19 protein-coding genes and 2 pseudogenes are annotated in these 25,461 nt (G+C 58.8%); 10 read left to right on the forward strand and 11 right to left on the reverse strand.

What is annotated here, in order from left to right; translation table 11 throughout:
* Positions 1-31: 31 nt before the first annotated feature.
* Positions 32-1,189 carry an HD-GYP domain-containing protein gene (locus tag KW849_RS05200; RefSeq protein ID WP_218428309.1) on the reverse strand — a complete coding sequence of 386 codons (1,158 nt, stop codon included), beginning with the start codon at positions 1,187-1,189 and terminating at the stop codon, positions 32-34.
* A 434-nt stretch (positions 1,190-1,623) separates the two neighbouring features.
* Positions 1,624-1,842, reverse strand: a pseudogene (locus KW849_RS05205) (nucleotidyltransferase family protein); the annotation flags it as partial.
* A 279-nt stretch (positions 1,843-2,121) separates the two neighbouring features.
* On the opposite strand from KW849_RS05205, the gene KW849_RS05210 reads away from it, so the two are divergent.
* Complete coding sequence (locus KW849_RS05210; protein WP_218428311.1) at positions 2,122-2,781, forward strand: hypothetical protein; 660 nt, start codon at positions 2,122-2,124, stop codon at positions 2,779-2,781.
* Positions 2,782-3,242: 461 nt separating this feature from the next.
* Here the strand turns inward: KW849_RS05210 and KW849_RS05215 are convergent, their stop codons facing one another.
* Complete coding sequence (locus KW849_RS05215) at positions 3,243-4,157, reverse strand: LysR family transcriptional regulator (protein WP_218428313.1); 915 nt, start codon at positions 4,155-4,157, stop codon at positions 3,243-3,245.
* A gap of 236 nt (positions 4,158-4,393) precedes the next feature.
* Between KW849_RS05215 and KW849_RS05220 the strand changes: the two genes are divergently transcribed.
* Genes KW849_RS05220 through KW849_RS05230 form a run of 3 tightly spaced genes read left to right on the forward strand, consistent with a single transcriptional unit; the run spans position 4,394 to position 7,266 of the window.
* The gene (locus KW849_RS05220) at positions 4,394-5,569 is read left to right on the forward strand and encodes a M20 aminoacylase family protein (protein WP_218428315.1); all 1,176 of its coding nucleotides are present in this window, start codon (positions 4,394-4,396) and stop codon (positions 5,567-5,569) included.
* A gap of 46 nt (positions 5,570-5,615) precedes the next feature.
* The gene (locus KW849_RS05225) at positions 5,616-6,395 is read left to right on the forward strand and encodes an ABC transporter substrate-binding protein (RefSeq protein ID WP_218428317.1); all 780 of its coding nucleotides are present in this window, start codon (positions 5,616-5,618) and stop codon (positions 6,393-6,395) included.
* A 10-nt stretch (positions 6,396-6,405) separates the two neighbouring features.
* Positions 6,406-7,266: a phytanoyl-CoA dioxygenase family protein gene (locus KW849_RS05230; protein ID WP_218428319.1), complete on the forward strand. Its 861-nt coding sequence runs from the start codon at positions 6,406-6,408 to the stop codon at positions 7,264-7,266.
* A 388-nt stretch (positions 7,267-7,654) separates the two neighbouring features.
* On the opposite strand, the gene KW849_RS05235 is transcribed toward KW849_RS05230, so the two are convergent.
* Positions 7,655-9,115: an MFS transporter gene (locus KW849_RS05235; RefSeq protein WP_218428322.1), complete on the reverse strand. Its 1,461-nt coding sequence runs from the start codon at positions 9,113-9,115 to the stop codon at positions 7,655-7,657.
* Between the two features lie 61 nt (positions 9,116-9,176).
* Positions 9,177-12,098: an EAL domain-containing protein gene (locus KW849_RS05240; RefSeq protein WP_218428325.1), complete on the reverse strand. Its 2,922-nt coding sequence runs from the start codon at positions 12,096-12,098 to the stop codon at positions 9,177-9,179.
* A gap of 511 nt (positions 12,099-12,609) precedes the next feature.
* Here KW849_RS05240 and KW849_RS05245 point away from each other — a divergent pair.
* The 3 genes from KW849_RS05245 to KW849_RS05255 all read left to right on the forward strand — a co-directional run bounded on the left by KW849_RS05245 (position 12,610) and on the right by KW849_RS05255 (position 15,909).
* Positions 12,610-13,482: a TauD/TfdA family dioxygenase gene (locus KW849_RS05245; protein ID WP_218428727.1), complete on the forward strand. Its 873-nt coding sequence runs from the start codon at positions 12,610-12,612 to the stop codon at positions 13,480-13,482.
* A 113-nt stretch (positions 13,483-13,595) separates the two neighbouring features.
* Positions 13,596-14,075 carry a 2,4'-dihydroxyacetophenone dioxygenase family protein gene (locus KW849_RS05250; protein WP_218428327.1) on the forward strand — a complete coding sequence of 160 codons (480 nt, stop codon included), beginning with the start codon at positions 13,596-13,598 and terminating at the stop codon, positions 14,073-14,075.
* 184 nt (positions 14,076-14,259) lie between these two features.
* Complete coding sequence (locus tag KW849_RS05255; RefSeq protein ID WP_218428329.1) at positions 14,260-15,909, forward strand: 3-(methylthio)propionyl-CoA ligase; 1,650 nt, start codon at positions 14,260-14,262, stop codon at positions 15,907-15,909.
* A gap of 86 nt (positions 15,910-15,995) precedes the next feature.
* On the opposite strand, the gene KW849_RS05260 is transcribed toward KW849_RS05255, so the two are convergent.
* A complete protein-coding gene (locus tag KW849_RS05260; RefSeq protein WP_218428331.1) occupies positions 15,996-17,078 on the reverse strand; it encodes an alpha/beta fold hydrolase in 1,083 nt (360 codons plus the stop codon).
* A 359-nt stretch (positions 17,079-17,437) separates the two neighbouring features.
* On the opposite strand from KW849_RS05260, the gene KW849_RS05265 reads away from it, so the two are divergent.
* Positions 17,438-18,481: an AraC family transcriptional regulator gene (locus KW849_RS05265; protein ID WP_218428333.1), complete on the forward strand. Its 1,044-nt coding sequence runs from the start codon at positions 17,438-17,440 to the stop codon at positions 18,479-18,481.
* Positions 18,482-18,851: 370 nt separating this feature from the next.
* On the opposite strand, the gene KW849_RS05270 is transcribed toward KW849_RS05265, so the two are convergent.
* The 3 genes and pseudogenes from KW849_RS05270 to KW849_RS05275 all read right to left on the reverse strand — a co-directional run bounded on the left by KW849_RS05270 (position 18,852) and on the right by KW849_RS05275 (position 21,451).
* On the reverse strand, positions 18,852-19,862 hold the full coding sequence (locus KW849_RS05270; RefSeq protein ID WP_218428336.1) for a YeiH family protein: 1,011 nt from the start codon (positions 19,860-19,862) through the stop codon (positions 18,852-18,854).
* Positions 19,859-19,972, reverse strand: a pseudogene (locus KW849_RS31765) ((2Fe-2S)-binding protein); the annotation flags it as partial. The pseudogene KW849_RS31765 and the gene KW849_RS05270, both read right to left, overlap by 4 nt.
* A 147-nt stretch (positions 19,973-20,119) precedes the next feature.
* Positions 20,120-21,451: an MFS transporter gene (locus KW849_RS05275; protein WP_218428338.1), complete on the reverse strand. Its 1,332-nt coding sequence runs from the start codon at positions 21,449-21,451 to the stop codon at positions 20,120-20,122.
* A gap of 255 nt (positions 21,452-21,706) precedes the next feature.
* Between KW849_RS05275 and KW849_RS05280 the strand changes: the two genes are divergently transcribed.
* Positions 21,707-22,744: an AraC family transcriptional regulator gene (locus KW849_RS05280; protein ID WP_218428340.1), complete on the forward strand. Its 1,038-nt coding sequence runs from the start codon at positions 21,707-21,709 to the stop codon at positions 22,742-22,744.
* A gap of 302 nt (positions 22,745-23,046) precedes the next feature.
* Here the strand turns inward: KW849_RS05280 and KW849_RS31250 are convergent, their stop codons facing one another.
* The gene (locus KW849_RS31250) at positions 23,047-23,277 is read right to left on the reverse strand and encodes a hypothetical protein (RefSeq protein ID WP_256357080.1); all 231 of its coding nucleotides are present in this window, start codon (positions 23,275-23,277) and stop codon (positions 23,047-23,049) included.
* A 336-nt stretch (positions 23,278-23,613) separates the two neighbouring features.
* Between KW849_RS31250 and KW849_RS05290 the strand changes: the two genes are divergently transcribed.
* Positions 23,614-24,936 carry a DUF1329 domain-containing protein gene (locus KW849_RS05290; protein ID WP_218428345.1) on the forward strand — a complete coding sequence of 441 codons (1,323 nt, stop codon included), beginning with the start codon at positions 23,614-23,616 and terminating at the stop codon, positions 24,934-24,936.
* A 191-nt stretch (positions 24,937-25,127) separates the two neighbouring features.
* On the opposite strand, the gene KW849_RS05295 is transcribed toward KW849_RS05290, so the two are convergent.
* Positions 25,128-25,427: a hypothetical protein gene (locus tag KW849_RS05295; RefSeq protein ID WP_218428348.1), complete on the reverse strand. Its 300-nt coding sequence runs from the start codon at positions 25,425-25,427 to the stop codon at positions 25,128-25,130.
* Positions 25,428-25,461 lie beyond the last annotated feature (34 nt).

Genomic DNA, 25,461 nt, shown 5'->3' on the forward strand with positions numbered 1-25,461 from the left:
TCAGCAGGGTGTGCAGAGTGATACACAGGGCTCAGGGACGGTCGGCAATCTGCTCAAGCAGGGCTAACTGTCTGGCCATGTCCTGGTCGCTGTCGGCGAACCGCGCTGCAATTTCGCGGAACTGCTCAGCATTGGCGAGAAACGCGTCACAGATGTCCGGGTCGAAATGCGAGCCCCGGCCTTCACGGATGATTTCCACCGCCTGCTCATGGGGCATGCCGGGCTTGTACACGCGGTGGCTGATCAGCGCATCGTAGACATCTGCCACGGCCATTAACCGGGCACTGATCGGGATGTCGTCGGTGGCCACGCCTTGCGGATAGCCACTGCCATCCCACTTTTCCTGGTGGCCGTAGGCAATTTCCTTGGCCAAATGAAGGAAGTCGACGTCTATGCCTAATTGATCCTCCGCGTGCTGGATGGCGTCGCGCCCCAATGTAGTGTGGGTCTTCATGATCTCGAACTCTTCGGCAGTGAGCCGTCCCGGTTTGAGCAGGATGCGATCAGGAATGCCAATCTTGCCAATATCGTGCAGCGGTGCCGATTTGAATAGTAGTTTGATGGTTTCCTCGTCGAGGAAGTGACGGAAGCGCGGGTTCTCGCGCAGCAGTTCGGCCAGCAGTTTTATGTAGTGCTGGGTGCGGCGGATGTGGTTGCCGGTTTCGTTGTCTCGGGTTTCAGCCAGCGAGGCCATGGCGTGGATCGTGACATCCTGGATGGCGATCACCTCGCGGGTACGGCGTTGTACTTCCTGCTCCAGAAAATTGTTCTGATTGCGCAGGAAATCCGCAACGGCCTTGAGCTTGATCTGAGTCTCGACCCTGGCCATGAGCACCGGGGGAATGATCGGCTTGGTGACGTAATCCGCAGCGCCCAGGCTCAAGCCGCGAATCTCGTCCTCCGTGGCGGTCATGGAGGTCAGGAAAATGATCGGTATATGGCGAATGCGAGCGTCAAGCTTGAGCTGCCCGGCAACGTCATAACCGGACAGGCCCGGCATCATGATGTCCAGAAGGATCAGATCGGGAAGCGGGTCGGCCTGGAGAAGACGCAAGGCTTTCTCACCGCTGTTGGCGGCCTTGACCCGATATTTGTCCTTCAGCAACTCGGCGATCAACATCAGGTTGTCGGGGGTATCATCGACCACCAGAACGGTCGCTGATGGATAAACGCCCTGCATGCTATCCATGGAGGTTGGCTCCCTTGCCTGCCAATTCAGGAGTAGGCGTACTTACGCCAATCTGTTTCTGGCAAGCGTAGCTAGAAAAGCTGCAATCGCTAGGTGGAAATCGGTAGGTTGGTTCGAAGAGGCACTAAATCGAACGTCTGCTATTGGCCAATTCTGTTGAAAAAGTCGTTTTGTCCAAAATGCTCGAATATTGATGGGAGAAAACACCTCTTTTGCACGCTGCTACGTGAAATCCGAGTCCGGAAGCCTCTGCTGAAAAGCAACGATTTCAATCTCAGACGCGTACTTTTCTGCCGTGGAATCCAAGTCGGACTTTTTCAACACAATCGGCCGACTTCTGCCGGTCACGACAGGCAGAAACCGGCCACAAGCGGACGTTCGGGAATGGCAGCTAACGATCCCAAACGGGCATGAAACTTCGAAGCTTATACGCTTCAGCCTATCGAGAGAACCTTCAGATCCGGCCAGGTTGCGAGCCAGTTTTTTGAGCGAAGGCGGTTCAGATAGACCTGCCGTTTATCTGCCCGGAACTTCACCGTAGGTCGGACGACATGGTTAAAGAGATCGTCTAGGCCGAGTGGTGCCGCGACCTCGACCACACCCTCTACTCCAAGCCGTACTGCTACCCTGACCCCGCATTGCTTTGAGAAATACGAAACCCCCTGATTTCGAAAGAGATCGGGGGTTTTTGCTTTCTGGCCGCCCGGGGCCGTGTCGAAAAAGTGTCGAAGCCCCTAGAGCGCCCCAAGCGGATTGAGCCTTACCGCATCCTGCATCCAACGCCCGCTCGCCAAGCTGCGAGCCGCGCACTCAAGCAATACATGAGGACGGAAGGTTGAACCGCGGCTGTGTGTCGGTAACCGGCGTCGTCTAGGCTCAATTTCTAGGTCACATTCCATCTTGGAGACCGTTTTCCCGCAGGAGGACTGTACATGCACACCATGACTTTCACTCTCACCTTACCGACTGCCCTGCTGGCATTAGCCTGCAGTTTCGCCAGTCAGGCCCAGCAAACGGACATGACCTTTTTTGTCACCAGCCTCGGCATGGGCAAGGGCGCCGATCTAGGTGGTCTGAGCGGCGCCGATAGGCACTGCCAGACGCTGGCCTCCGCCGTCGGGGCGGGCCAGCACACCTGGCGTGCTTACCTCAGCACCAGTGCCGTCGGCGGTGCGGGGGCGGTCAATGCCCGTGATCGCATCGGCCAAGGCCCTTGGCAAAACGCCAAGGGGGTCGTCATCGCCCGCGACGTCGCGCAACTGCACGGCGACAACCAACTGACCAAGGAAACGGCGCTGGACGAACACGGGGCGCTGGTTAAGGGGCGCGGCGACACGCCGAACATGCACGACATCCTCACCGGCTCGCAGGCGGACGGAACTGCGTTCGCCGGCAGCGATGACCATACCTGCAGCAACTGGACCAGCAGCGGCGAAGGGACGGCCCAGGTCGGTCATCATGACCGAATAGGACTGCGTGACGATGCGGCGGCACGCTCGTGGAACTCCTCGCACCCCTCGCGTGGCTGCAGCAGCGAAGCCCTGGCCGGCTCGGGCGGGGCGGGGCTGCTGTACTGCTTTGCCGCAGAATGACGGGCGATGCCGCTGCGGGGTCGCAAGTTGCAGGCGGGTCAGGCCGAGTAGAGCGGCCGGGGTCGCCGCATTCCCAGGCACGGCGGATCAGTGCAGAAAGTCTGTGAAACCTCAGGGTCAGGTCTTGTCTTTTGCCATCGCTATTATGCAAAAGGCAAGACCTGACCCCGTATTGCTATCCTTGCACCAGACGGAGTATCCGCCAACGTACAGGATCGGCAACGATGATGGTCTGCACCTGCGAGAGCTGAATCATGGGCGCTGGCCTGGATGTTAAAAGTCGGAGCGAGAGACTACCAACCCAGCTGCGTTAATGTCTGCTTCTGGCCGAACTCTGCCGCTGCTGACCGGCAGCTATGGGTCGCCTTCTGCCGGTCGCGGTAGACTGAGATCGGCCAGAAGCAGGCAATGACGTATAACCACGAAACCAGTGACGTTCCACTCAGTTTCGATAACAGCTCTCAGACCAACAAATCGACAGTCTGCAACATGCGCCGATAAGGAGATTGCGCATGCCCCATCTCCAGGTGAATGGTTTCGATCAGACACTCCAGAAACCGCTCGGCCGCCGGCCGCAGGGGCTGCCCGCTTCGGCTGATGGCGCCCACCGAGGCACTGCCGACCGGCTCGCGCAGAGGCAAGGTGCACAAGCCTTCGCGCTGAGCACATATCTCCACCAGCGGCCAGGGAAAGATGCTTAACATGTCGGTTTCACGCAGCAAGCTCAAGATGATCGAGAGCGAATGGGCGAAATGCACATGCCCCTGCGTCGAAATCGTTCCATCTTGTTGCGAGGCCAGTATCCAGTCAGCCGACGCCAGGTCCTCCATGGTCCTGCTGTTCGACCGCGGGTGTTGCTGACGGGCCACCACCGCACAATCGGCCGTGAACAGCGGCAGATAGGTCAGGTCGGTGCTGGAAAACCGGGTATCAAGCCGTCCGATAAACAGATCGACGCTCGCATCCCGCAGCAGCGGACACGCGACCGATGAAAGCCCCTCATGCAATTCAAGCTGTACCTTTGGAAACAGCTGGCGAAAACGCACGACGGCTTTTGGCATGAGCGTCATCGCCAACCAGGGTGTCACGGCGACCGACAGGCACCCCTCCAGTTCCCCCTTGCAATCAGGCAATACCTGACGGGCACTGACCATCTGTGCCACCAGCAGACGTGCCTGAATCAACAACTTCTTGCCGAGCTCGGTAAACACAATCCCTGAGGTATTGCGGATCAGCAATTGTGTGGCGGTGTCTGCCTCCAGTTTCTGGATGGCCTTGGTAACCGCTGCCGGCGAAGTGTCGAGCCTTTTTGCCGCGCCGCGGATACTGCCCGCGTCGGCCACCGCCACGAGTGCATTGAGTTGATAGAACTTCATAGTGTCCGCCGATGTTAACCCTGGGTTGCCTTGTTCACTTTCGATTGCCTGTCAGCTGCTGCCTTGGCCCACTACTCTGGGGACCAACACCACCCGGGCTTCGAACCTCAGCAAAAGACCGTACCAGAAAAAGCCCAGGCACTTTGATGAAACGCATGATGCCGTAAGCCATCGTCGATTGTGGCCCTTGCGACAAATTGGTTTCTCCTCTTGGTCACCAAGGAAAAACACTGCCAATGACACAGTCCATCACGCTGTTAAAAGAGATTGAGCAGGAAATGCGCGAACTGCGCCACCAGATCCATGCCAACCCTGAACTCGGTTATCAGGAGGTCGAGACGAGTGATCTGGTAGCCGAACGTTTGATCAAATGGGGTTATGACGTGACGCGCGGTTTCGCCGAAACCGCGGTCATCGCCACGCTGAAAAAAGGCACCGGTTCGCGTGTGATCGGCATACGGGCTGACATGGACGCACTGCCGATTCTGGAAAAGACCGGGCTCCCCTATGCCAGCCGGATACCGGGCAAGATGCACGCGTGTGGCCATGACGGGCATACGGTCATGCTCCTCGCCGCCGCCTACGCCCTCGCCCATGGTCATCCGTTCGATGGTACCGTCCGCCTGATTTTCCAGCCGGCCGAAGAAGGTCTGGCCGGCGCCCGACGAATGATTCAGGAAGGCGTGCTGCAACAGTTCCCCTGCGATGCAGTGTTCGCTGCACACAACATGCCTGGCTACCCTGTCGGTAAACTCGGGTTCCGGGCCGGCCCCTTCATGGCCTCCGCCGACCAGGTCAATGTCACGATTCACGGAAAAGGCGGTCATGGCGCGATGCCGCATCTGAGCGTCGACCCCGTGGTGGTCTGCGCAAGCATCATCATGGCCTTGCAGACCATCGTCTCGCGCAATATTTCACCTCAGGAAATGAGCGTTATCACCGTCGGGGCCATTAACGCAGGCAAGGCGTCCAACGTGATCCCGGACAGCGCGCACATGCTGATTTCCGTCCGCTCACTGAACAACGCCGTCCGGGACCGCCTGGAGAGCCAGATAAAACACCTCATTCACGCCCAGGCGCAGGCATTCGGCGCGACAGCCGACATCGACTACAGTGCCGACTACCCCTTGCTGGTGAATGACGAAGAAATGACCCGGTTTGCCAGTCAGGTGGCCATCGACTGGCTCGGTGAGGACGAGGTGATGAACGACATCGTGCCCTTCAATGGCAGCGAGGATTTCGCCTACTTCCTGCAGCAATGCCCTGGCAGCTATCTGATCATCGGCAATGGCGACGGTGAAAAGAGCTGCATGGCTCACGACCCCCGCTACGACTTCAATGACGACATCCTGATTCGGGGCGCTGGATATTGGGTCAAGTTGACTGAGGCTTTCTTGCCACTCAACGCTTGAGCAAAGACCTGCCAAAACGAGAAAACCAATAAAAAACGAGGTCATCATGCAACTACGCAAACTTCAATCCATCACCCTGTTGTTCGGGCTGATCATCACCCCGTTATCGCAGGCAGAACCGGTGATCAAATTCGGCGTCGATCCTAGCTACCCGCCTTTCGAGCAAAAGCAGCCAGATGGCTCATTGAGTGGTTTCGATATCGATCTGGGCAATGCCCTTTGTGCCGAGTTGCGGGTCAAGTGTGTTTGGGTCGAGCAGCCCTTCGACAGCATGATCCCGGCGTTGAAGGCGAAAAAATTTGACGCCATCCTGTCTGCATTCAGCGCCACCGAGCCACGTCGCCAGCAGGTCGATTTCAGCCACAAGATCTACACCGCGCCGTCTTCTCTCGTTGCCAGAAAAAACTCCGGATTGCTGCCGACGGCAGAATCATTGAAGGGCAAGTCGGTTGGGGTGGTTCAAGGTTCGCTGCATGAGAGTTATGCCAAGTCGCAATGGGGCCGCCAGGGCGTCAATATCCTTTCCTACCAAACCCAGGACCAGGTGTTTTCAGACCTCATCAACGGACGCCTGGATGCATCGTTCCAGGCCTCGGTACAAGCCGACATCGGATTACTGCAAAAGCCTCAGGGCCAGGGCTTTGCCTTCGCCGGTGAGCCCATCACCGACAAAAGCATCATTGGCGATGGCGTCGCTATCGGTGTCCGGAAAAACGAGCCTGAGCTCAGAGAGCAACTGAACACGGCCATTGCCAGCATTCGCCAATCAGGCCAATACGACCAGATCGCGAAGCAGTACTTCAACTTCGATATTTACGGCGAATGAGGCAATCCCCATGAACGAAATGACACAACGCGGTGAATCTCGTTTTGCCATCCCCGTCAGCGACGAGACTGTACATGCCTTTCAAACTGATGGTGCAGTGTGCATCCGTAATGCGTTTACTGCGCAGCAAATCAGTGAGCTGACGCTAGGCATCGAGCGCAACCTTGCCCATCCCAGCCCTCGCGCAAAAGTAGCGAGCAGCCCTACGGACCCGGGATGGTTCTTCGAGGACTTTTGTAACTGGCAAGAGAATGCACACTATCGCGACTTCATCTTCAACTCTGCCATCGCCCCCATCGCGGCCGCCCTGCTGAACAGCCAACAGGTGCGCCTGCACCATGATCACTTGCTGGTGAAAGAGCCCAATACGCGTCAACGCACACCTTGGCACCAGGACCAGCCTTACTACAACATCACGGGTTCGGACACCGTGAGTTTCTGGATTCCAGTTGACCCCGTGCCCAGGGAATCAACCCTCGAATTCATCGCCGGCTCACACAAAGGCCCCTGGTTGATGCCTCGGTCCTTCATGGACAGCCAGGCCAAATGGTTTTCCGAGGGAACACTGGGCGAGCTACCGGATATTGAAAGCCATCGCGAGGACTTTCCGATTCTCGGATGGACGTTGTCGCCGGGGGACATGGTGTGTTTCAACATGTTGACCTTGCATGCCTCTGCTGGTGTGGGCGGGCATAACCGTCGCCGCGCGTTTTCAGTGAGGGTCATAGGCGATGACGTGCGGCATGCGCCGAGACCTTGGGCCACCTCCCCCGACTTTCCCGGGCTTAAAGATGCTCTGGCATCAGGTGTACCTATGGAACACAAGCTTTTTCCGACACTCTGGCATCGAGAAAGCAGAATGTCCGAGTGATAGGTTGATGATGCAGGATGGCTCAAAAAAAGGTTCTTCACGCAATTCCGGGGAGCACCGATACCTGTAGAAGCTGGCTAACGCTCGACCTCGTTGCTCGGTGGTGCACACGTTCCCCTGTAGGAGCTGCCGAAGGCTGCGATCTTTTGATCTTGCTTTTGCGATCTGGAGATTGCTGAAGATCAAGATCAAGATCAAGATCAAGATCAAGATCAAGATCAAGATCAAAAGATCGCAGCCTTCGGCAGCTCCTACAGATATTTCGTTATAGGTGTTCCCCCGGGATTCCCTGAAGTACCCAAAAAAAGCAGATGATGGCCGGCGTAATCCTGAGGTGTTTACCTTCACGAAAGGCCCGACACCTTTGCTCGCTGGCTGGTAGCCCCCCTCAATCCTCAGCCTGCGACAAAGGCCTGGCCACCTGCTCCAACGCTCGACGTTCTGCAGCCACCCCCCAAACCGCTTGCACCACCGCCGCCACACACATGAGTGCAGCGCCTGTCAGATAACCGATCAACAGGCTGCTGCGCTGCTGGGTCTGGATCAGTTGGCCAAACAACGTCGGCCCGATGATGCCGCCCAGGCCAGTGCCAAATGCGTAAAACACGGCGATGGCCAAGGCGCGGATTTCCAGTGGGAAGGTTTCCGACACGGTCAGGTAGGCCGAGCTGGCCGCAGCGGACGCGAAAAAGAAGATCACCATCCACACCGCGGCTTGCTGGGTGACATCCAGCCAACCCTGCTGGAAGGCATAGCCATTGAGCGCCAGCAACACCCCCGACATCGCGTAGGTGAAGCTGATCATCACGCGTCGGCCGATCACGTCGAACAGGCGCCCCAACAGCAGCGGCCCGCAGAAATTGCCCAGGGCCAAGGGCAATACATACCAACCGACATGCTCGACGGGCACCCGGTAAAAATCGGTGAGCACCAGCGCATAGGTGAAGAAGATCGCGTTGTAAAAGAAGGCCTGCGCGGTCAGCAGGGTCAGCCCCACCAGCGCGCGGCGGCGGAATCTGATGAACAGGGTATGGTAGATCTCCGCCAGCGGCGTATGGTCCCGCGCGTGCAGGCGCAGTGGTTTGCCGGTCACGGCCGGCAGTTCATGGCCTTGTTCGCGCAGACGCGCTTCGATGCCTTCGACGATGCTTCGTGCCTCATCGCGCCGACCGTGGATCAGCAGCCAGCGCGGGCTTTCCGGCAGCCACAGGCGCATCACCAGGATCACCAGGCCCAGCACTGCACCAATGCCGAAGCACAGGCGCCAGCCCAGATCGCCGCCGACCACATGCGGATCCAGCAACACGATCGCCCCGCCGGCGCCAAGCGCTGCGCCTAACCAGAATGTGCCGTTGATGGTCAGGTCGACCCAGCCACGATAGCGTGCCGGGGTGAATTCCTGGATGGTCGAATTGATCGCCGTGTATTCGCCGCCGATGCCCATGCCCGTGAGGAAGCGCAACAGCAGGAAGCTTTCCAGGTTGAAGGAGAACGCCGTGGCCGCCGTGGCACCTACATACAGCCATAACGTAACGAAGAACAGCTTGCGCCGCCCCAGGCGATCGGTCAGCCATCCGAACACCAAGGCGCCGAGCACTGCGCCAGCGATGTATATACCGCCGGCCAAGCCAATATCGAAGTTGCTCATGCGCAGGTCGGGGCTGTTTTTCAGCGCGCCGGACACCGAGCCGGCCAGTGTCACTTCCAGGCCGTCGAGCAACCAGGTGACGCCCAGCGCGACCACCAGCAGAGAGTGAAAGCGGCCCCACGGCAAGCGGTCCAGGCGTGCTGGAAGGTGGGTTTCGAATATCGCGCCGGGCTCGCGGCTATGCAGCTGTTGGTGAGTCATCGCTACAAGATGGTCATGTGCACTACCTTGTGAGTTAGGAGTCAGCCCCCGGACCGGGAGTTCAAAATTCCGCTGCAGGGCAGCACACAGTGGTGAACCCCTGGCAACCGAGCAGTGAACTGGCCAACAGCGCCTTCAAACCCATCGGCCTGGCAAAAAGATAACCCTGGGCCTGCCCTGCCCCTATTTCGCGCAGCAGGTCCAGCGTCGCTTCATCCTCGACGCCTTCGGCCACCACACTCAGGTCCAGCGATTCGGCCATCCGCACTATCGCCCGGACAATCGCGCGACTGCGGGAGCTGGTGGTCAGTTCGAGGATGAACGACTTGTCGATTTTCAATCCGCTGAAACGGTATTGATGCACATAGCTCAGGGATGAAAACCCTGCACCGAAATCATCGAGCACCACCGACATGCCGTTGTCCGCCAGTTGCTGCATGGTCTGTCGGGCAATCGCCGGCTCGGCGACCAGCGCCCCTTCGGTCAGTTCCAGGCAGATCCGTGACGGCGAGACGTGGTGCTGCGCCAACAGTGCCAGCACCTCACTGGCGAAGTCGGGACGCGTCATGCTGTAGCTGGAGCAATTGACGTGCACCGGCGGCCAATCGGCGTGCTCGGGCTGTGCGAGGATCGCTGCAATGCTGGCGAGCATGTACAGGTCCAGTCGACCGATCAGGCGCAAACCCTCGACATCCGGCAGGAACTCGCCCGGCGCAATCACCCGGCCGCCCGGCTGATGCCAGCGGATCAACGCTTCAAGGGCCAACAGCTCGCCGGTTTCGACGCTGACGATCGGCTGGAAATACGGCAGCAGTTCGTCAGTACGCTTGAGCGCGTTGCGCAAGGCCCCTTCTCGCTCGACCTGGTCCGAGACTTCACGGCGCACTTGCTGGTTGAACACCGCGTAGCTGTCGCGCCCGGCACTCTTGACCCGATACATCGCCGCATCGGCATCGCGCAGCAAGTCGGCGGGCTCGTGATGGAACTGACTGTCGGCGCTGACGATACCGATACTGCAGGACGAGAAAACTTCATGGCCATTGATGAAAAACGGCAGGTCGAACGCCATCAGGATCCGTTCGGCAATTTCGATCATCACCTCCAGCGGCGCCTCGGGAGCCAGCACCGAAAACTCGTCGCCCCCCAGGCGCGCCAGCATGTCGGTATCGCGCAGGCAACCACGTAAACGGTGGGCCGCCTGCATCAACAGCAAGTCGCCGAAATGGTGGCCGAGGCTGTCGTTCACCATCTTGAAGCGGTCGAGATCGATGAACATCACCGACAGGTGCCCGCCTTCGCTGCGGAACCGCGACCAGGCCCGATTGAGGCGCTGTTGCAGGTAGGTGCGATTCGCTAATCCGGTCAGCGCATCGTGGGAGTTCTCGTGCTGCAACTTGGCATTGGCGTGATCGAGTTCGCGGGTGCGGCTCTGCACCCGGGCTTCCAGCTGGAGGTTGGCGGCATGGATCGCTTCAGCGGCCGTGCGTCGCGACAACGCTGTGTCGATGTGCCGCGACACGAAAGTCAACAGCTCCTGGTCACGCTGGGTATAGCTCACCTGCGAGGTATAGCTTTGTACCGCCAGCACGCCTCGCACCACGTCGTCTTCGAACAATGGAATGCCCAGCCAGGAGTAGGAGCGCACAGACTCATGGGCAATTTCGATTTCACCGTGCGCGGACAATCGTTCAGCCTCGCCGGCGTCAATCAGGCAGGGTCGACGCTGACGGATCACGTACTCGGTCAAGCCCCGGCGCCCTCGCCGTGCCGCCGGGCGGGTCGTCTGCCGTTCATCCACATAATAAGGAAACGTCACTTCACCGGTCGCGTCGTCGAACAGGGCAATGTAGAAGTTCTGCGCGAACAGCAGTTCACCGACGATGCCATGCAAGGTCTGGAATAACTCGGCCATGTCGCCAGGCCGGCTCGACAGCTCGGCTATCTGGAACAGCGCGCTCTGCAGATGTTCGGCGCGCTCTCGGTCTGCCACTTCCTGCCTCAAGGCGTCGTTGAGTGCCGAAAGCTCCAGGGTACGACGCATCACCGTTTCTTCCAGGTCCTCCCGGTGCAGAATCCGGTCCAGCGCCATGGCCACGTGACGGGCTACCACCAGAAACAGCGCGCGGTCTTCGGCGCTGTAGATGCGAGAAACGTCGTAGACCTGCATTGCCAGCATGCCAAACACGTCATCCGAGGCATTTTTCAACGGTGCCCCCATCCAGAACTCGGGACGATCACCCACGCAGTAGAAACGGTTTTCGGCCTGAGCCGCGAGAATGCCGGCAGAGTCGATCAGCAACGGCTGGCCAGTGGTCAATACCTGGCCAGTCAACGACAGATGCGCTGGGTCAAGGTATTCGTAGTTCTCGGCCTCCAGGGCATCAGCGTCGATGATGTCGACGTAATACGGGTAGTCGATCTTGCCAGTGCGCGGGTTATACAGCGCGAGATAGAAATTCTCGGCGTCGATCAGGCTGGCCAGAAGCCGGTGAACCCCGACCAGAAACACTGACCGGTCACGGGTCGAACTGGCCAGATAGGTAATTTCATACAGCACACGCTGCGTGATCTGCGCGCGGGCAAGGGTATCGGTCTGGAGCTGAATGCCCAGGCGCTGGGCAAGTTCAGCGAGCGCCGGTTGCGCAGCATCGTCGACTGGCGCGAGTAGCCAACCCAGCACACTTTCGCCTCTACCGGTCGGCCAGCGATGCACGTTGCGGGCCCGGCAAAAGCCTTCAAACTCGTCATTCGCAACGCTTGAAGGCCACTGTACCCGTGGGTCGCCCTGGCCAACCCGATGCATCTGTTCACCGGCGCGGTAAAACACCCAGGCGCTTGTAGGGGCCCAGTTGCGCGCAGAATCCAGCAATTGTCCGATCGTGTCGTCGCCGCCGGCATTACCCGGGTTCTCTATGGGTTCAAGTGCGGCAACTTCGCACGTGCGCGATTGCCATGGGGAGCCGGTCAATGTACGAAAACTCATCAGCGCTCCCTGAGCCCAAAACTGCCGACACTCACTTACTGATTGCCAGCAATGTGCCGTAAAGCTTCCCGTTTAAAGCTTGTAGCGGTTTTTTTCAATGATTTTATGCAGTTTGGTGCCAGGGGCGACAAATTATCCGCTGCTTGTTGTCTGACGGGGCGGCGTGTGTGGCGGATTCAACCGGACGATGCAACTCACTGGATTCTGTGTAAGTGGGAGGAGCGTGGCCATTATTCGCCTTCGAGACAGGCCTTCGGCTCACTCGTCCCAATATGCGAAGAAACTGTCCTGCCAAGCCAATAACATCGAACCCGGGATACCTACTATAGGAACGGCACCTCTACCTGACAGGCAGGGGACAGTTACCTATACCGGATGCACATATTGCGCACCGCCGCACAAGCACGGACTGGACACAACAATGACAAAAATCGCCGAAATCCAAGACACCCCTTCACCAGCCTCTCCCTCGGCACCGGCCATCATCCGGTCGTCGGTGCGCCAGCATTCGATCAAGGTAGAGCTTTGCACACCCGCCGTCGGTGCCGAGCTCAGCAACGTTAGCCTGGTCGACGCAGCCCAGGATCCAGAATTGATCGCGCAAATCAGAGCCCTGTGGCTCAAGCACAAAGTGTTGTTCTTTCGCGACCAGAACATCACTCCAATGGAGCAACAGCACTTCGCCGCGCAATTCAGCGAACTGGAAGCCCATCCCCTGGCGCCGAGCCATCCGGAGGCGGACAAGTTGCTGATGCTGTACCGCAATCTCGATCCGAGCAAGCCCAAGAGCTATGTCGAAAAGGCCAGCCGCGAAAACCTCTGGCATGCCGATGTCACCTACAAGAAGGCGCCGCCCCGCGGCGCGGTATTGCGCTGCGAACTGGGTCCGGAGACCGGCGGCGACACCCTGTTTTCCAACATGGTGATGGCCTACGAAAAGTTGCCCGAAAGCATCAAGCAACGGATCGATGGCTTGTATGCAAAGCACAGTGCCGAGCAGACCTTTGGCGCCCAGTTGCCACGCGAAGAACGTCACGCGATGGCCCTGAAGACCCCCGGCGCTGAACACCCGGTTGTGCTTATCCATCCTGAGACGGGCGAAAAGGTGTTGTTCGTCAACTCGGCGTTCACTACCCATTTCTCGAATTTCTTCAACTTCGAGGACGTACGTTACGGCCAGGACTTCATGCCCGAGGCTCATCATTTGATGAACTACCTGATCTCCCAAGCCGCCATTCCGGAATATCAGGTACGCCTGAAGTGGCGCACCAACACGGTTGCCATGTGGGACAACCTGCAAGTTCAGCACTACGCGGTAGCTGACTACGGCAATGCGCCGAGAAAAATGCTGCGCGCCACCCTCGTGGGTACCCCGCTCGTCTGATCCAAACGGTTCCCTCCGGGGAAATTCAGGACACCCGACCGACCATCTGAGTCAGTCGGGTAACCCTGGTCGCTCACAATTGTTCGATCTCAAACAAAACAATGGAGACACCTATGCTCTACGAACACGTCGACACCGCCGTCATCGATGGCGAATCCCTGCCGTGGATTCCCTTTACGCCTTATGCCGAAAACGTCCTGCTGAAGTACTACAAGCTTGACCCGATCCGTGGTGAATGGATCGTCATGATGAAGGCGCCGCTGGACATGCAATTGCCCAAGCACCACCACACCGGGACGGTGATGGTCTACACCATCGAAGGCCAGTGGAAATACAAGGAACATGACTGGATCGCCGGCCCCGGCAGCATCGTCTACGAGACGGCCGCGTCGACTCACACCCCTGAAGTCGTCAGCACAGGCAGCGCAGACGGGTATTCGCTCATGCTGGTTCAAGTCACTGGCGATCTGGCGTTCCTGGACGGCAACGACAACATCGTCGCGCTGGAAAACTGGAAGACGGGGTTGCAACGTTATCTAGCTTATTGCGAGCAGCATGACATCGCGCCAAAAGACCTCACGGCATTCAACTGATCCGAGTTCCAGGAAAACGCCCGGCATCCCTCGATTCATGGGGGTGCCGGGACAGTAACCTGATCGCCAAAATCCAGGGGAGGAAAACAGGCTGTCCCGGTTCGCGGTTTTGACGCGGAGTCTGACAGAGGGCCCTGGCCGCCTGTCCGCTCCCCGATCAAAGACGTACGAACGGAGTGATGTCATGCATGGTTTGATGATGCACAAGCAGCTATTGATCTCCTCGCTCATAGAGCACGCCGACCGCCATCATGGCGATACGCAGATCGTGTCCCGCCGGGTGGAGGGCGATATCCATCGCTACACCTTCCGGGACTGCCACCGTCGCGCGCGCCAGATGGCCAGCGCGCTGACCAGCCTGGGTGTCCAGCCCGCCGACCGGATCGGTACGCTGGCATGGAACGGCTATCGTCACCTGGAGTTGTACTACGGCGTGTCCGGCATGGGTGCCATCGTGCATACCATCAACCCTCGCCTGCATGAAGACCAGGTCGCCTACATCGCCAATCATGCCGAGGATCAGTACATCTTCTTCGACATGACCTTCCTGCCGTTGATCAAGGTCATCGCTGGCCGCTGCAATACGGTCAAGGCGTTTATCGCCATGACCGATCACACCCACATGCCGAAAGACGTCGGCATCGATAATTTGCTTTGTTATGAAGATCTGCTTCAACAGGGATCTGCCGACTACGTCTGGCCGATTCTCGACGAGGATGCCGCCAGTACGCTCTGCTACACATCCGGCACCACGGGCAACCCGAAAGGAGTCTTGTACAGTCATCGCTCATCGCTGCTGCACACCTATGCCGCCGCGCTGCCTGATGCACTGAACTGTTCGGCGCGCGACGTGATCCTGCCGGTTGTGCCAATGTTTCATGTCAATGCCTGGGGACTTCCGTACATCGCGTGCATGGTCGGGGCCAAGCTGGTGCTTCCCGGACCTGCGCTGGACGGCAAATCGCTGTTCGATTTGCTCGAAGCCGAGCAGGTGACTCTGTCCGCCGGCGTACCTACGGTCTGGCAAGGCCTTCTGGGGCATCTGGAAGAAACAGGCCAGCCTTTCTCCAGCATGAAGCGCACCATCATTGGTGGCGCAGCCTGTCCCACGGCGATGCTGCACAAGTTTCAGGAAATCTACGGCGTAGCGGTATTGCACGTCTGGGGGATGACGGAACTGAGCCCGATCGGAACCATTGGCACCCTGAAGGCCAGGCACCTTGATATGTCCCCGGCAGAGCGCCATGCCGTGCAATCCAAACAAGGCCGGACAGTGTTTGGCGTCGACATGAAGATCGTTGGCGCGGATGGACTGGAATTGCCTTGGGACGGCGCGACATCGGGTGACCTGATGGTGCGTGGCCCCTGGGTGGTACGCGACTATTTCAGAAACGAAGGTGACTGTTCACCGCTGCTCGAGCACGCAGGCCAGACCTGGTTCCCGACCGGCGATGTGGCGACCATCGATGTCGATGGCTTCATGCAGATCACCGACCGCAGCAAGGATGTGATCAAGTCGGGTGGAGAGTGGATTGGCTCCATCGACCTGGAGAACATTGCGATGAGCCATCCGTCAGTCTCTCAGGCGGCATGCGTCGCCGCCAAACACGCGAAATGGGATGAACGCCCTTTGCTGATCATCGTCAGGAAAGCGCAGACAGCCCTGACACGGGAAGAACTGCTGGCCTTTTATGAAGGCAAGATCGCGAAGTGGTGGACGCCGGATGATGTGGTCTTCGTCGACACGATTCCACTGGGCGCTACGGGCAAGGTCCTGAAGAACCGTCTGCGCGAGCAGTTCGGCGATCATCTGCTGGTCAAGGTTGTCGACTGAGCGTAGTGGGGAAACAATTCAGCCCTGTCCATGTGCAATGGCAGGGCTGACGTTGCGGCAGACGCCGGTACCGTGCACCGATGGTATCAAGGGGCTAAGCGTGCCTCTTGCTCACACGCCCTGTCGCTGGACACCAACTGCTCGAGAAACTCCAGAAGCAATTCGTTGACCTGAGCGGGGCTTTCTTCTGCGGCGCTATGGCCCACACCGGGTAGCAGGACCTTTTTACGCAGTGCGGGTAGATAGGCGTCCATCTGGTCGTAGAGGCCACGGATTTCGACCGGTTCCAGGGAGGGGTCGGCAGCGCCACCGATGAATAGGCTCGGCTGGCTTACCTTCGCACCGTCGAGAAACGCGGTAATCTCCCAGTTCCGGTCACGACAGCGGTAGTAATTCAGGGCACCGGTAAACCCCGTGCGCGTGTACTCGGCGATGTAGTAATCAAGCGACTGCGGGCTCAACCAGGACGGAAACTCCCCCTTGGGCTCGGTAAAGGCATTGAGAATGGGTTCACCGGCTTCAACGAACAGACGCCAGCGTTCGGCACCGACGGCGCTACCGGAGATCGAGTAATAAACGCTGCTCAAGGTCTTGCGCGGATCACTGGCCAACTCGCGATCCGGCTTGTCGAGCTGCTGGAAATACAGGTGGTGGTAGACCCTTCCTTTCGCCATGACCTGCAGACCCACGGTTGGTTTGACCTTGCCGCGCGGCGGTACCGGTGTATTGAGCATCACCAGGCCGTGGAACAAATCCGGTCGCAGCATGGCCGCCGCCTGGGCCACCCAGGCGCCCAGGTCATGTCCAATGATTACCGCGGACGTTTCGCCCAGGGCCGCCATCAAACCCACCATGTCGCCGACAGCCTGGCTCATGTCATAGGCTTCGATGGCATCGGGTCGATCGGTTTGGCCAAACCCCCGTTGATCCGGGACGACGACTCGATAGCCGGCCTCGGCCAATGCCACGATCTGGCGGCGCCACATGTACCAAAGGTAAGGAAAACCATGCAGAAGGATGACGAGCGGGCCCTCTCCCTCGTCGATGTAATGCATGCGGATGCCGTTGAGTTCGGCAAAGCAATGGCTGAATACATCAGGATCGTCGGCATCCACCTGCGCCATTGCAGCGAGCGGCTGACCGATACGCATTGAAGTGCGCGTATCCATTATCTACCTCCATTTTATCAGTTGTGGGCCTGAAGGTAGCTCTGACAGGGTGCCCCGCACTAAGCTTCACAGGACACAATCTTGTGAAATTGGGACAGGTCAAAAGCCAGTAGCATTGTTTCTGCCGCCGCCACCCATGGCCCGCCGGCAGTGTCCCAATATGCTAAGAAATTATCCCGCCATGCCCATGCCGCCGCGCTGGTGCTCCCTAAGATGGGACCGCGCTTCCTGCTCTGCAATGCGCCAGACCAGGTTGAAGATCGCTTGCGTTATCAGTACTTCCACACACGCCGTCTTCTCGCTCAATACATCTTCGATGAAAAAAGAAATGCCGCCATCGGCCGAGGGAGATCCTACTCATGCCCAAGCTTGTTCGCGCCGCCGTCTTGACCAAATACCTGGAAGTCACCCAGGACTTGGGATTCAACCCACGCGACGTCCTGGCAGTTGCCGGCCTGATAAAGGCTCAGCTGCAAGCCCCCGAATACCGCATTCCGATCGACGCCGCCGTGCGCCTGCTGGAAGATTCGGCCTCCGCCAGCGGTTGCCAGACCTTCGGCTTGAGCATGGCCGAGTCGCGCCAGCTTTCGGACCTCGGCGTGGTCAGCCTGTTGCTCAGCCAACAGCGCACCCTGCGCGAAGCCTTGCAGGTGATGGAGCGCTACCGTCATCTGATGAACGATTCCCTGGGAATTTTCGTTGAAGAGGCCGGCAGGACGGTGATCATTCGTGCAGAGATGGTTACCGAATCCCTGCTGCCCATTCGCCAGGCCACGGAGTTGGTCATTGGCGTGCTGTTTCGCCTGTGCTCGACACTGCTCGGCTCCCAGTGGCGCCCCTACAGCGTCAACTTCATACACCAGCCACCCGACAGTCTGAACCTGCATCGGCGCCTGTTCGGCTGCAATCTGGAGTTCGGCAGCGAGTTCAACGGCATCGTTTGCTCCGACGCCAGTCTCGATATGATCAACCCCAATGCCGACCCGGCCATGGCCCGTTATGCCCAAGACTACATCGACTCTCTACAAGGTGATGAAAGTACTTCGATGCTGTTCGAGGCGCGCAAGGCCATCTACCTGTTGTTGCCCATGGGGCGCGCCACCATCGAGCAAATCGCCCTGTCACAGGGCATGAACGTGCGCACCTTTCAGCGTCGTCTGCAGGACAACGGCTGTGCCTTCAACGACCTGGTCAACGACGTGCGCCGTGACCTGGCGCTGCGTTATCTGGAAAACCCGAACCACTCGTTGAGCCGCATCGCCGACATGTTCGGTTTCTCCATGGCCAGCTCCTTTACCCGCTGGTTCATCAACCAGTTCGGCATGCCACCGGCGGCGTGGCGTAGCGCGCAGAAACAGTCTGGTCTTTGCGCAGTGAGTGCCGCCGCCCCCAAACCTTTCTGAGCCCACGGGTACAAAGGGTTTTCACGCGATCCCTGGAAACACAGAAACACTAACGCCGATTTGCCTGATGATGTTCGTGCAAACAAACACATCTGACAAATCGGCGTTTTTTTTTGCGTGGTATGAATACTGCGAATTGATTTTCATGAAAGCCAGCGCGGGTTTCCCGATCATTGGTGATGAACCAAAAAAAACGGCGACTGCTGGTACAGACGCCGCAAAAGCGCGAGGTTGGAACACAATCCCTGTAGGAGCGAGCTTGCTCGCGATGAGGGAGTGTCAGTCGACATCAATGCTGAATGTCAGACCGCTATCGTCGGAACGCCGCCCGGAGCAAGCTCGCTCCCACAGGTTTTGTGTCTGGCTGAGACTAGAGCCCCCAGCGCAGCAACAGCAGCACCAGCACCACCAGGAACACCGTCTCACCGACCATCAGCAGAATCGGCTTGATCCCGACCGCCGCCAACTCCTTGAGTCGGGTCTTCATGCCCAGGGCACTGATGGAAATCACCAGGCACCAGCGCGACAACTCATTGACCCCGCCTTGCACCGCCGGCGCGATCCAGCCGGTGCTGTTGATGCAGGCCAGGATCAGAAATCCCACGGCGAACCATGGCAGCAGTGGCGGACGTTTGCCGGTCGGGTCGGCGCCTTGCATGCGGGTGATCATGGCCGCGGTGACGATCACCGGCAGGAGCATGGCAACTCGCATCAGCTTGACCACGGTGGCGGTGTCACCGGTCTCGGTCGACATGCCGTAGCCGGCACCGACCACTTGGGCGACGTCGTGGATAGTGGCCCCGAGGAACACCCCAGCCACTTGCGGTGAAAGCGATAACCAGTTGGCAATCATTGGATAGACGATCATCGCCAGGGTCGACAATGCTGACACGCCGATCACCGTGAACAAGGTCGCGCGCTCTTTCCGGGGATGGTTCGGCAACGCCGCCGCCAGCGCCAAGGCTGCCGAAGCGCCGCAGATCGCCGTGGCGCCACCGGTGAGCATGCCGAACAGCCGCGAGAAGCCCAGAAACTTCGCGGCGATCACAGACACGCTGATGGTCACCACCACCAGGATCACCACCAGCGCTATCGGCTTCCAGCCCAGCGCCGCCATTTGCTCCAGGGTGATGCGCATGCCCAGCAGCGCCACGCCAATGCGCAACACCGTGCGGGCGGTGAACTCGACGCCGACTTTGCAGGGGCCGTCGTCGGCGAGAAAATTCAGGGCCATGCCCAACAACAAGGCGAACAGCATGACCGGTGCGCCGTAGTGCTCGGACAAAAACGACGCGGCGGCGGCCACGATCAGGCTGACGATAAATCCCGGTGCCAGTTCGCGCGTGCGACTGTGGATGCGGGTGAGAGCAATGGCACTCATGGCGCGGATTCCTCAGAAAGGGTGGCAATGAACGCCTGGCCGTCGATGATCTCGACCGGGTAGTTATTGACGTTGAGTTGGGTGAAAGTGAGCAGATAGCCGCTCTGTACAGGGCCCCCGGCCTGCGGTTTTTTTGCCGGCAGGCACTGGAGTGCGTCGGGTCATGCCGGTTGCCGCTCGCGATCACTTTCGCTCGCCGGTGAGGCAATCGGCCACAGCTGCTGACTCGATGCTGCAAGAGCGAGGTAACCGACGACTCACAACTTCACCTCTAACGCGGCGCCACCAATGGGGCTGGTGACTCTCTCACCCTGTAGCCGGGCAATATCTTTTTGGTAATGACACTTGGCATAAAAGAACACCGCCGCCGCCGCGAGGCTGACCAGGGGTACCAATTGAAACGCCGCATGCAGGCCGATCAGGTCGGACACCCGACCGGTAAGGAACGGTCCCGGTGCCAGGCCCAGCAGGTTGTTGGCCAGGGTCAGCGTGGCGAACGCCGTGCCGTGCACCGAGTAATGGGTCAGGTTGGCCACCATCGCTCCGCTAGGGCCGGTGGTGCCCGTGGCAATCAGCATGCCCAGGCAGATCAGCAGCAGTTGCACGGGACCTGCCTGTAACGAGAACGCTGCCGACAGCAACAGGCAACTGCCCAGGCAAAACGCGATGGCCAGGCTGACCTTGCGCTCCGGCGAATGCCGACACAGCCGATCACTCAACATGCCGCACAGAATCATCCCCACACCGCTACACAACACGATGAGCGCCGCCATACCGCCGGCCTTGTCCGTCGGCATGTCGTAGTAGCGGTTGAGGTAGCTGGGAATCCACACCATGACCGTTCCGCCGACGAACAACTGCAAACCGCTGGCGATGTAAGTCGCCACCACCGAACGGCTGGACCAGAGCGTGCGCAGCGGACGCTTGACCACGGCAGCCGTCTTGTTCGCGATCTGCGCGGCACGCTGTGGAGCAATCCGTGCTTCCTTGACGATGAGCGGATAGAACACGGCAAGCACCAGACCAAACAATGCCATGCCGGCGAACGACCAGCGCCAGCCCAGCTTGGCGGCAATCGCGCCGCCCAGGGCCATGCCCAGCACAGCGCCGAACAAGCCGCCGGCCATGAAGGCACTGGCGAGGGTGGCGCGCATGTGTTTAGGAAACACCGAAATCACCACCGCAATGCCCACGCTGCCGTAGGCGGCTTCGCCGACGCCGACCATGAACCGGGCGATAAACATCTGCTGGTAGTCCTGCGCCAGGGCGCAGCCCAGGGTGGCCACGCTCCACAGCAGCGCCATCGATGCCAGGCTCTTGACCCGGCCGAAGCGGTCAGCCATCAACGACAGGGGAAACGTCAGCAGGCCGACCATCAGGGCGACGATGCCACTGAGCAGACCGAGCTGGCCGTCGCTCAGCGACCATTCACTCTTGAGCAGCGGGAACACCGCGTTCAGTACCTGACGCGACATGTAATCGGAAATCAACAGGCCGAACGTCAGCGCGAAGACAATCCAGGCATATTTACGCGCAACGCCGACGCAAACTGCGTCGTCATCGTCTGCGGCGATTGGGTGAAAGGCCATGCAGCCTCCTCAATGTCTTTGTTTTATTGTTGTTATCAAGCGTGTAGCCGCTACGGCTTACGAAAGTGACTGCAATGCCCACACGCGTGAGTATCCTCATGACCAAGGGCCGAGCTGCTGAACCGCAGTAGGTTCCAGCGCGTATCCATTACCTTGCGCTCTCTATTTTCAGAAGCCTGAAGGTAGCTCTGACGGCGCATCCTGCACTAAGCTTCGCAGGACACAATCTTGCGAAATTGGGACAGGAGGGAAAGCATGTATACCCTGACGCGCAGTGCCAGCCTTACCAACTATGAACAGGTTGCCCGTTCAGTGGGGCTCGATCCTTTTCGTATGCTGCGCATAGCCAGGCTGCCGGCCAGTGCCCTCGACGATCCGAATATCATGATCAGTAGCGATTCGGTCGGGTGGCTGCTGGAGGAGTCAGCCCGATTGTCCGGTCAGGAGGCTTTCGGTCTGCTGCTCGCCGAAAAGAGACACCTTTCCAACTTTGGCATGCTGGCGCTGCTTATCCGCGAAGAGCCAACACTGCGCACCGCCTTGCAATCTTGCTTTCGCTATACGCGACTGCATAACGCCGGTGTGCAATTGTGGCTTGAGGATGTGGGCGATCTGACCCTGCTGCATGTAGGTGTGAACATGCAGGGCCATCATGGCGTCTGGCGCCAGGCGATTGAACAGGCAACCGGAATTATCCTGCGCACGTTGTGCATTCTGAGCGGCTATACCTTCCGGCCTGTAAGGGTCAGTTTTACTCACGAGCCCCCCTCCAGCCTTCAAGTACACCACCGTGTGTTGGGAACCGCGATCGAGTTCTCTCAGGAATTCAATGCCATCGTTTGCCGCTGGCGCGATCTGGATATGGCCATACCTGAGGCGGACCCGGCGCTGCATCGCGAAGTGAAGCGATCGCTGGACATGCAGTTGGCTAACCTGCGCGACGAGCCGACGCAGCGGGTACGTCAGATCGTCAAGATGCTGCTGCCAAGCGGACTGTGTTCTGTCGATGCGGTTGCCCAGCATCTTGGCATGCATCGACGCACCCTTAACCGCCACCTGGCAACTGAGGGTGAGAGTGTCACAACGATCATCAATGCCGTACGCGCTGAACTCGCCGAGGAGTATCTGGCCAACAGCAAACGCCGATTGTATGAGGTCGCCGAACTGCTAGGCTTTTCCTCTGCCGGCGACTTTTCCCGCTGGTTCCGCAGCCAGTTTGGCAAGACACCTTCGGCTTGGGCCGCCTCCTACAGAGAGAGCAAGGCGACACCCGAGCCCCTATCGCCTGAATAAATAGAACGAGAGGTTCGGGTGGCCGACTCACTAGCCTGCTGGCCGGGCACCTTGCCTGAACCTGTCACCTCTTCGACGTATCTGACGTTACCCATTGCGCCGCAACTCACTTGCAGCGTCCCGACATGCCAACAAACTGTCCTGCAATGCACAGGGTGGCGACACCATATGGGCCAACATGGTGCTGGCTTATGACAGCCTGCCAACAGACGTGAAGCAGGAAATCGACAGCCTGATTGCCACAGGTAGTGGGTCTGGATGCGGCTCAACCAACCCCCCACTTTTCAACGACGTTGAACGTATCAGTCGTCGTTGTCATCGCGATCGCGGTAGCGACGGTGATCGCGCTCGTAGTCACGACGATCATAGTCACGGTAATAACCTCGATCATCGTCCCCTCTTTGGTCGTAGCCACGTCGATGATCATGATCGTGATATCGACCGTACCTTTCTCCGTCATCCCAGTGCGGGCCGCAGCCTCCCAACAAGACGGCGCTGGAAATGGCCACGATCAAGAGTACTGCGCGATTCATATGAACGTCCTAAACGTCGGAAGTATGGAATGGTTACAACTATGACCATTCAGTAACTCAATGATTCCTCTGGGAAATACAAACAAGTGATGGTCGCTCCCGGCTACCGCGCCATCGAACGCATCAGCCTGCTGAGGCAATCACAGCCACCCTGCCCGCAGAGACAGCCAGAGCCTGTCATCAATAGCCAAGGGACTGTCGTCAAATGAAAAGCGCCCCTGATGCGGGGGCTATTTAATGACAGCACTGAAAAAGTCTCTGGTGATCGAGCGGACGTAAGCGACTGCTCTGCCTGAGTCACGAGTTGCCTGGTACGCCAGGCAGGAGAATAACAATATGAAATTCGTGAAAAGTCTTCTGGCTGCCGTACCCCTCATGGCGCTGGCCATCGATGCCCAGGCCTATGTATCGAGCCAGGAAGCCGCCCGGCTGGGCACCAGCCTGACGTGGGTGGGTGCCGAAAAGGCCGGTAATGCCGATGGTTCCATTCCGCCCTACAACGGTGGCCTGACCACTGCCCCCGCAAGCTTCAAGGCCGGCGACAGCATGCGCCCGGACCCCTTTGCCCACGAAAAACCCCTGCTGGTGATCAATGGCAAGAATGTCGAGTCGTACAAAGGCATGCTGACCGCCACCACCGTAGCGTTGGCCAGGCGTTACCCCGGCTTTCGCATCGATGTGTATCCGACCCACCGCACTGCATCGCTCCCGCAGGCGGTACTGGACAATAGCCGCAGGAATGCCACTGCCGCCAGGTCCCTGAACGGCGGGATCGCCATCGACAATGTGATGCCCGGCGTGCCGTTCCCGATCCCGCAATCAGGCGCTGAAGCGATGTGGAACTTCCTGCTGCGCTACCAGGGTGTCAACATCCATTCCAAGTACGACTCCTGGAGCGTCGACACGGCGGGCGTACCGAGTCTGGCGGTCACCGGCGAGGCATTCGTCTCCTTCCCGATTTACGAGAACATGTCCAAGCCCTTCAACAGCTCCGACATTTACTATCAGTTGAAACTGTCCTATACCGGCCCCGCGCGCCGGGCCGGCGAGTCGATCATGCTCAAGAACGCCACCAACCCGACGCAGTTTCCTGGCCGGGCCTGGCAGTACATGCCTGCCCAGCGCCGCGTCAAACAGATCTCGATCCTGGCCTACGACACACCCAACCCCGGTACCGCCCGTGCACTCGAACTGTACGACTGGACGCTGGTGGGCAAGAAAGAAATGATCGTGCCCTACAACACCTACAAGCTGACCTACGCTCGCAGTGCCAAATCGCTGACCACGCCAAACTTCATCTCGCCGGATTTCGTACGCTGGGAAAAACACCGGGTCTACGTCGTGGAAGGCAACCTCAAGCCCGGTGCAAACCACATCTACCAGAAGCGCCGCTTTTACCTGGACGAAGACACCTGGGCCGCTGTGGCCTCCGATCAGTACGACACCAGTGGCCAGCTATACCGTGGCTCCTTCGCTTTCTTCAGCCAGAGCTATGACCAACAGGTCCCGGACGCCACCCCTTTCATGACGTACGACTTGTCGAAAGGCACCTATAACATCAATGGCGTGGTGGGCCCTCATGGCGGCATCCGCTACATCGAGCCGCTATCGACGGCGCAGTGGGTGCCAGAGTCCATGGCGGGCACCGGTATTCGCTAGGTTGGACCAACGCCCGGTCATGCACGATCGATAAATCACAAAGCCCCGGTTCGAAAAAAACCAGGGCTTGAGATTTCGGGTGCGTCGAGGCTGTGGGCCTGAGCCCGCTTCAGCGCCTGACCGGCGGGATTTTCCTGCCGGCCGACGATAGTGAAATATCAGTTACCCGCAGTCGTCATGGAGACAGGCATCTAGCGCTTCCCCTTCATGCAGACGACGGAAAGATAAGCACCCCAAAGAACACCACACAAGGCAAGTATGAGCTCCGGATTGAAAATGTTCTGATCGGCCGGCGCTACCAGGATTTCGCTATATAGGCACAAGGCGCCCGCGATCAAGGCTAGAAAGTATCCGGTCCGGGCTCTGGTCCGTCGCAGCAACAGAACCTTTTTCAGCCCCTCGTCTTTCCATTCTTGAGGGGGTATGCAATGGATCTCCTCCAGCAGCACCACACCCCACAGCAACGCGCACAACCAATAGCCTATCATCATGATTTCCTCCAGTTAGAACATTAATTCAACAGGT

Origin of the sequence: Pseudomonas sp. PDM26 (assembly GCF_019219185.1) — a bacterium.
Taxonomy (GTDB): domain Bacteria; phylum Pseudomonadota; class Gammaproteobacteria; order Pseudomonadales; family Pseudomonadaceae; genus Aquipseudomonas.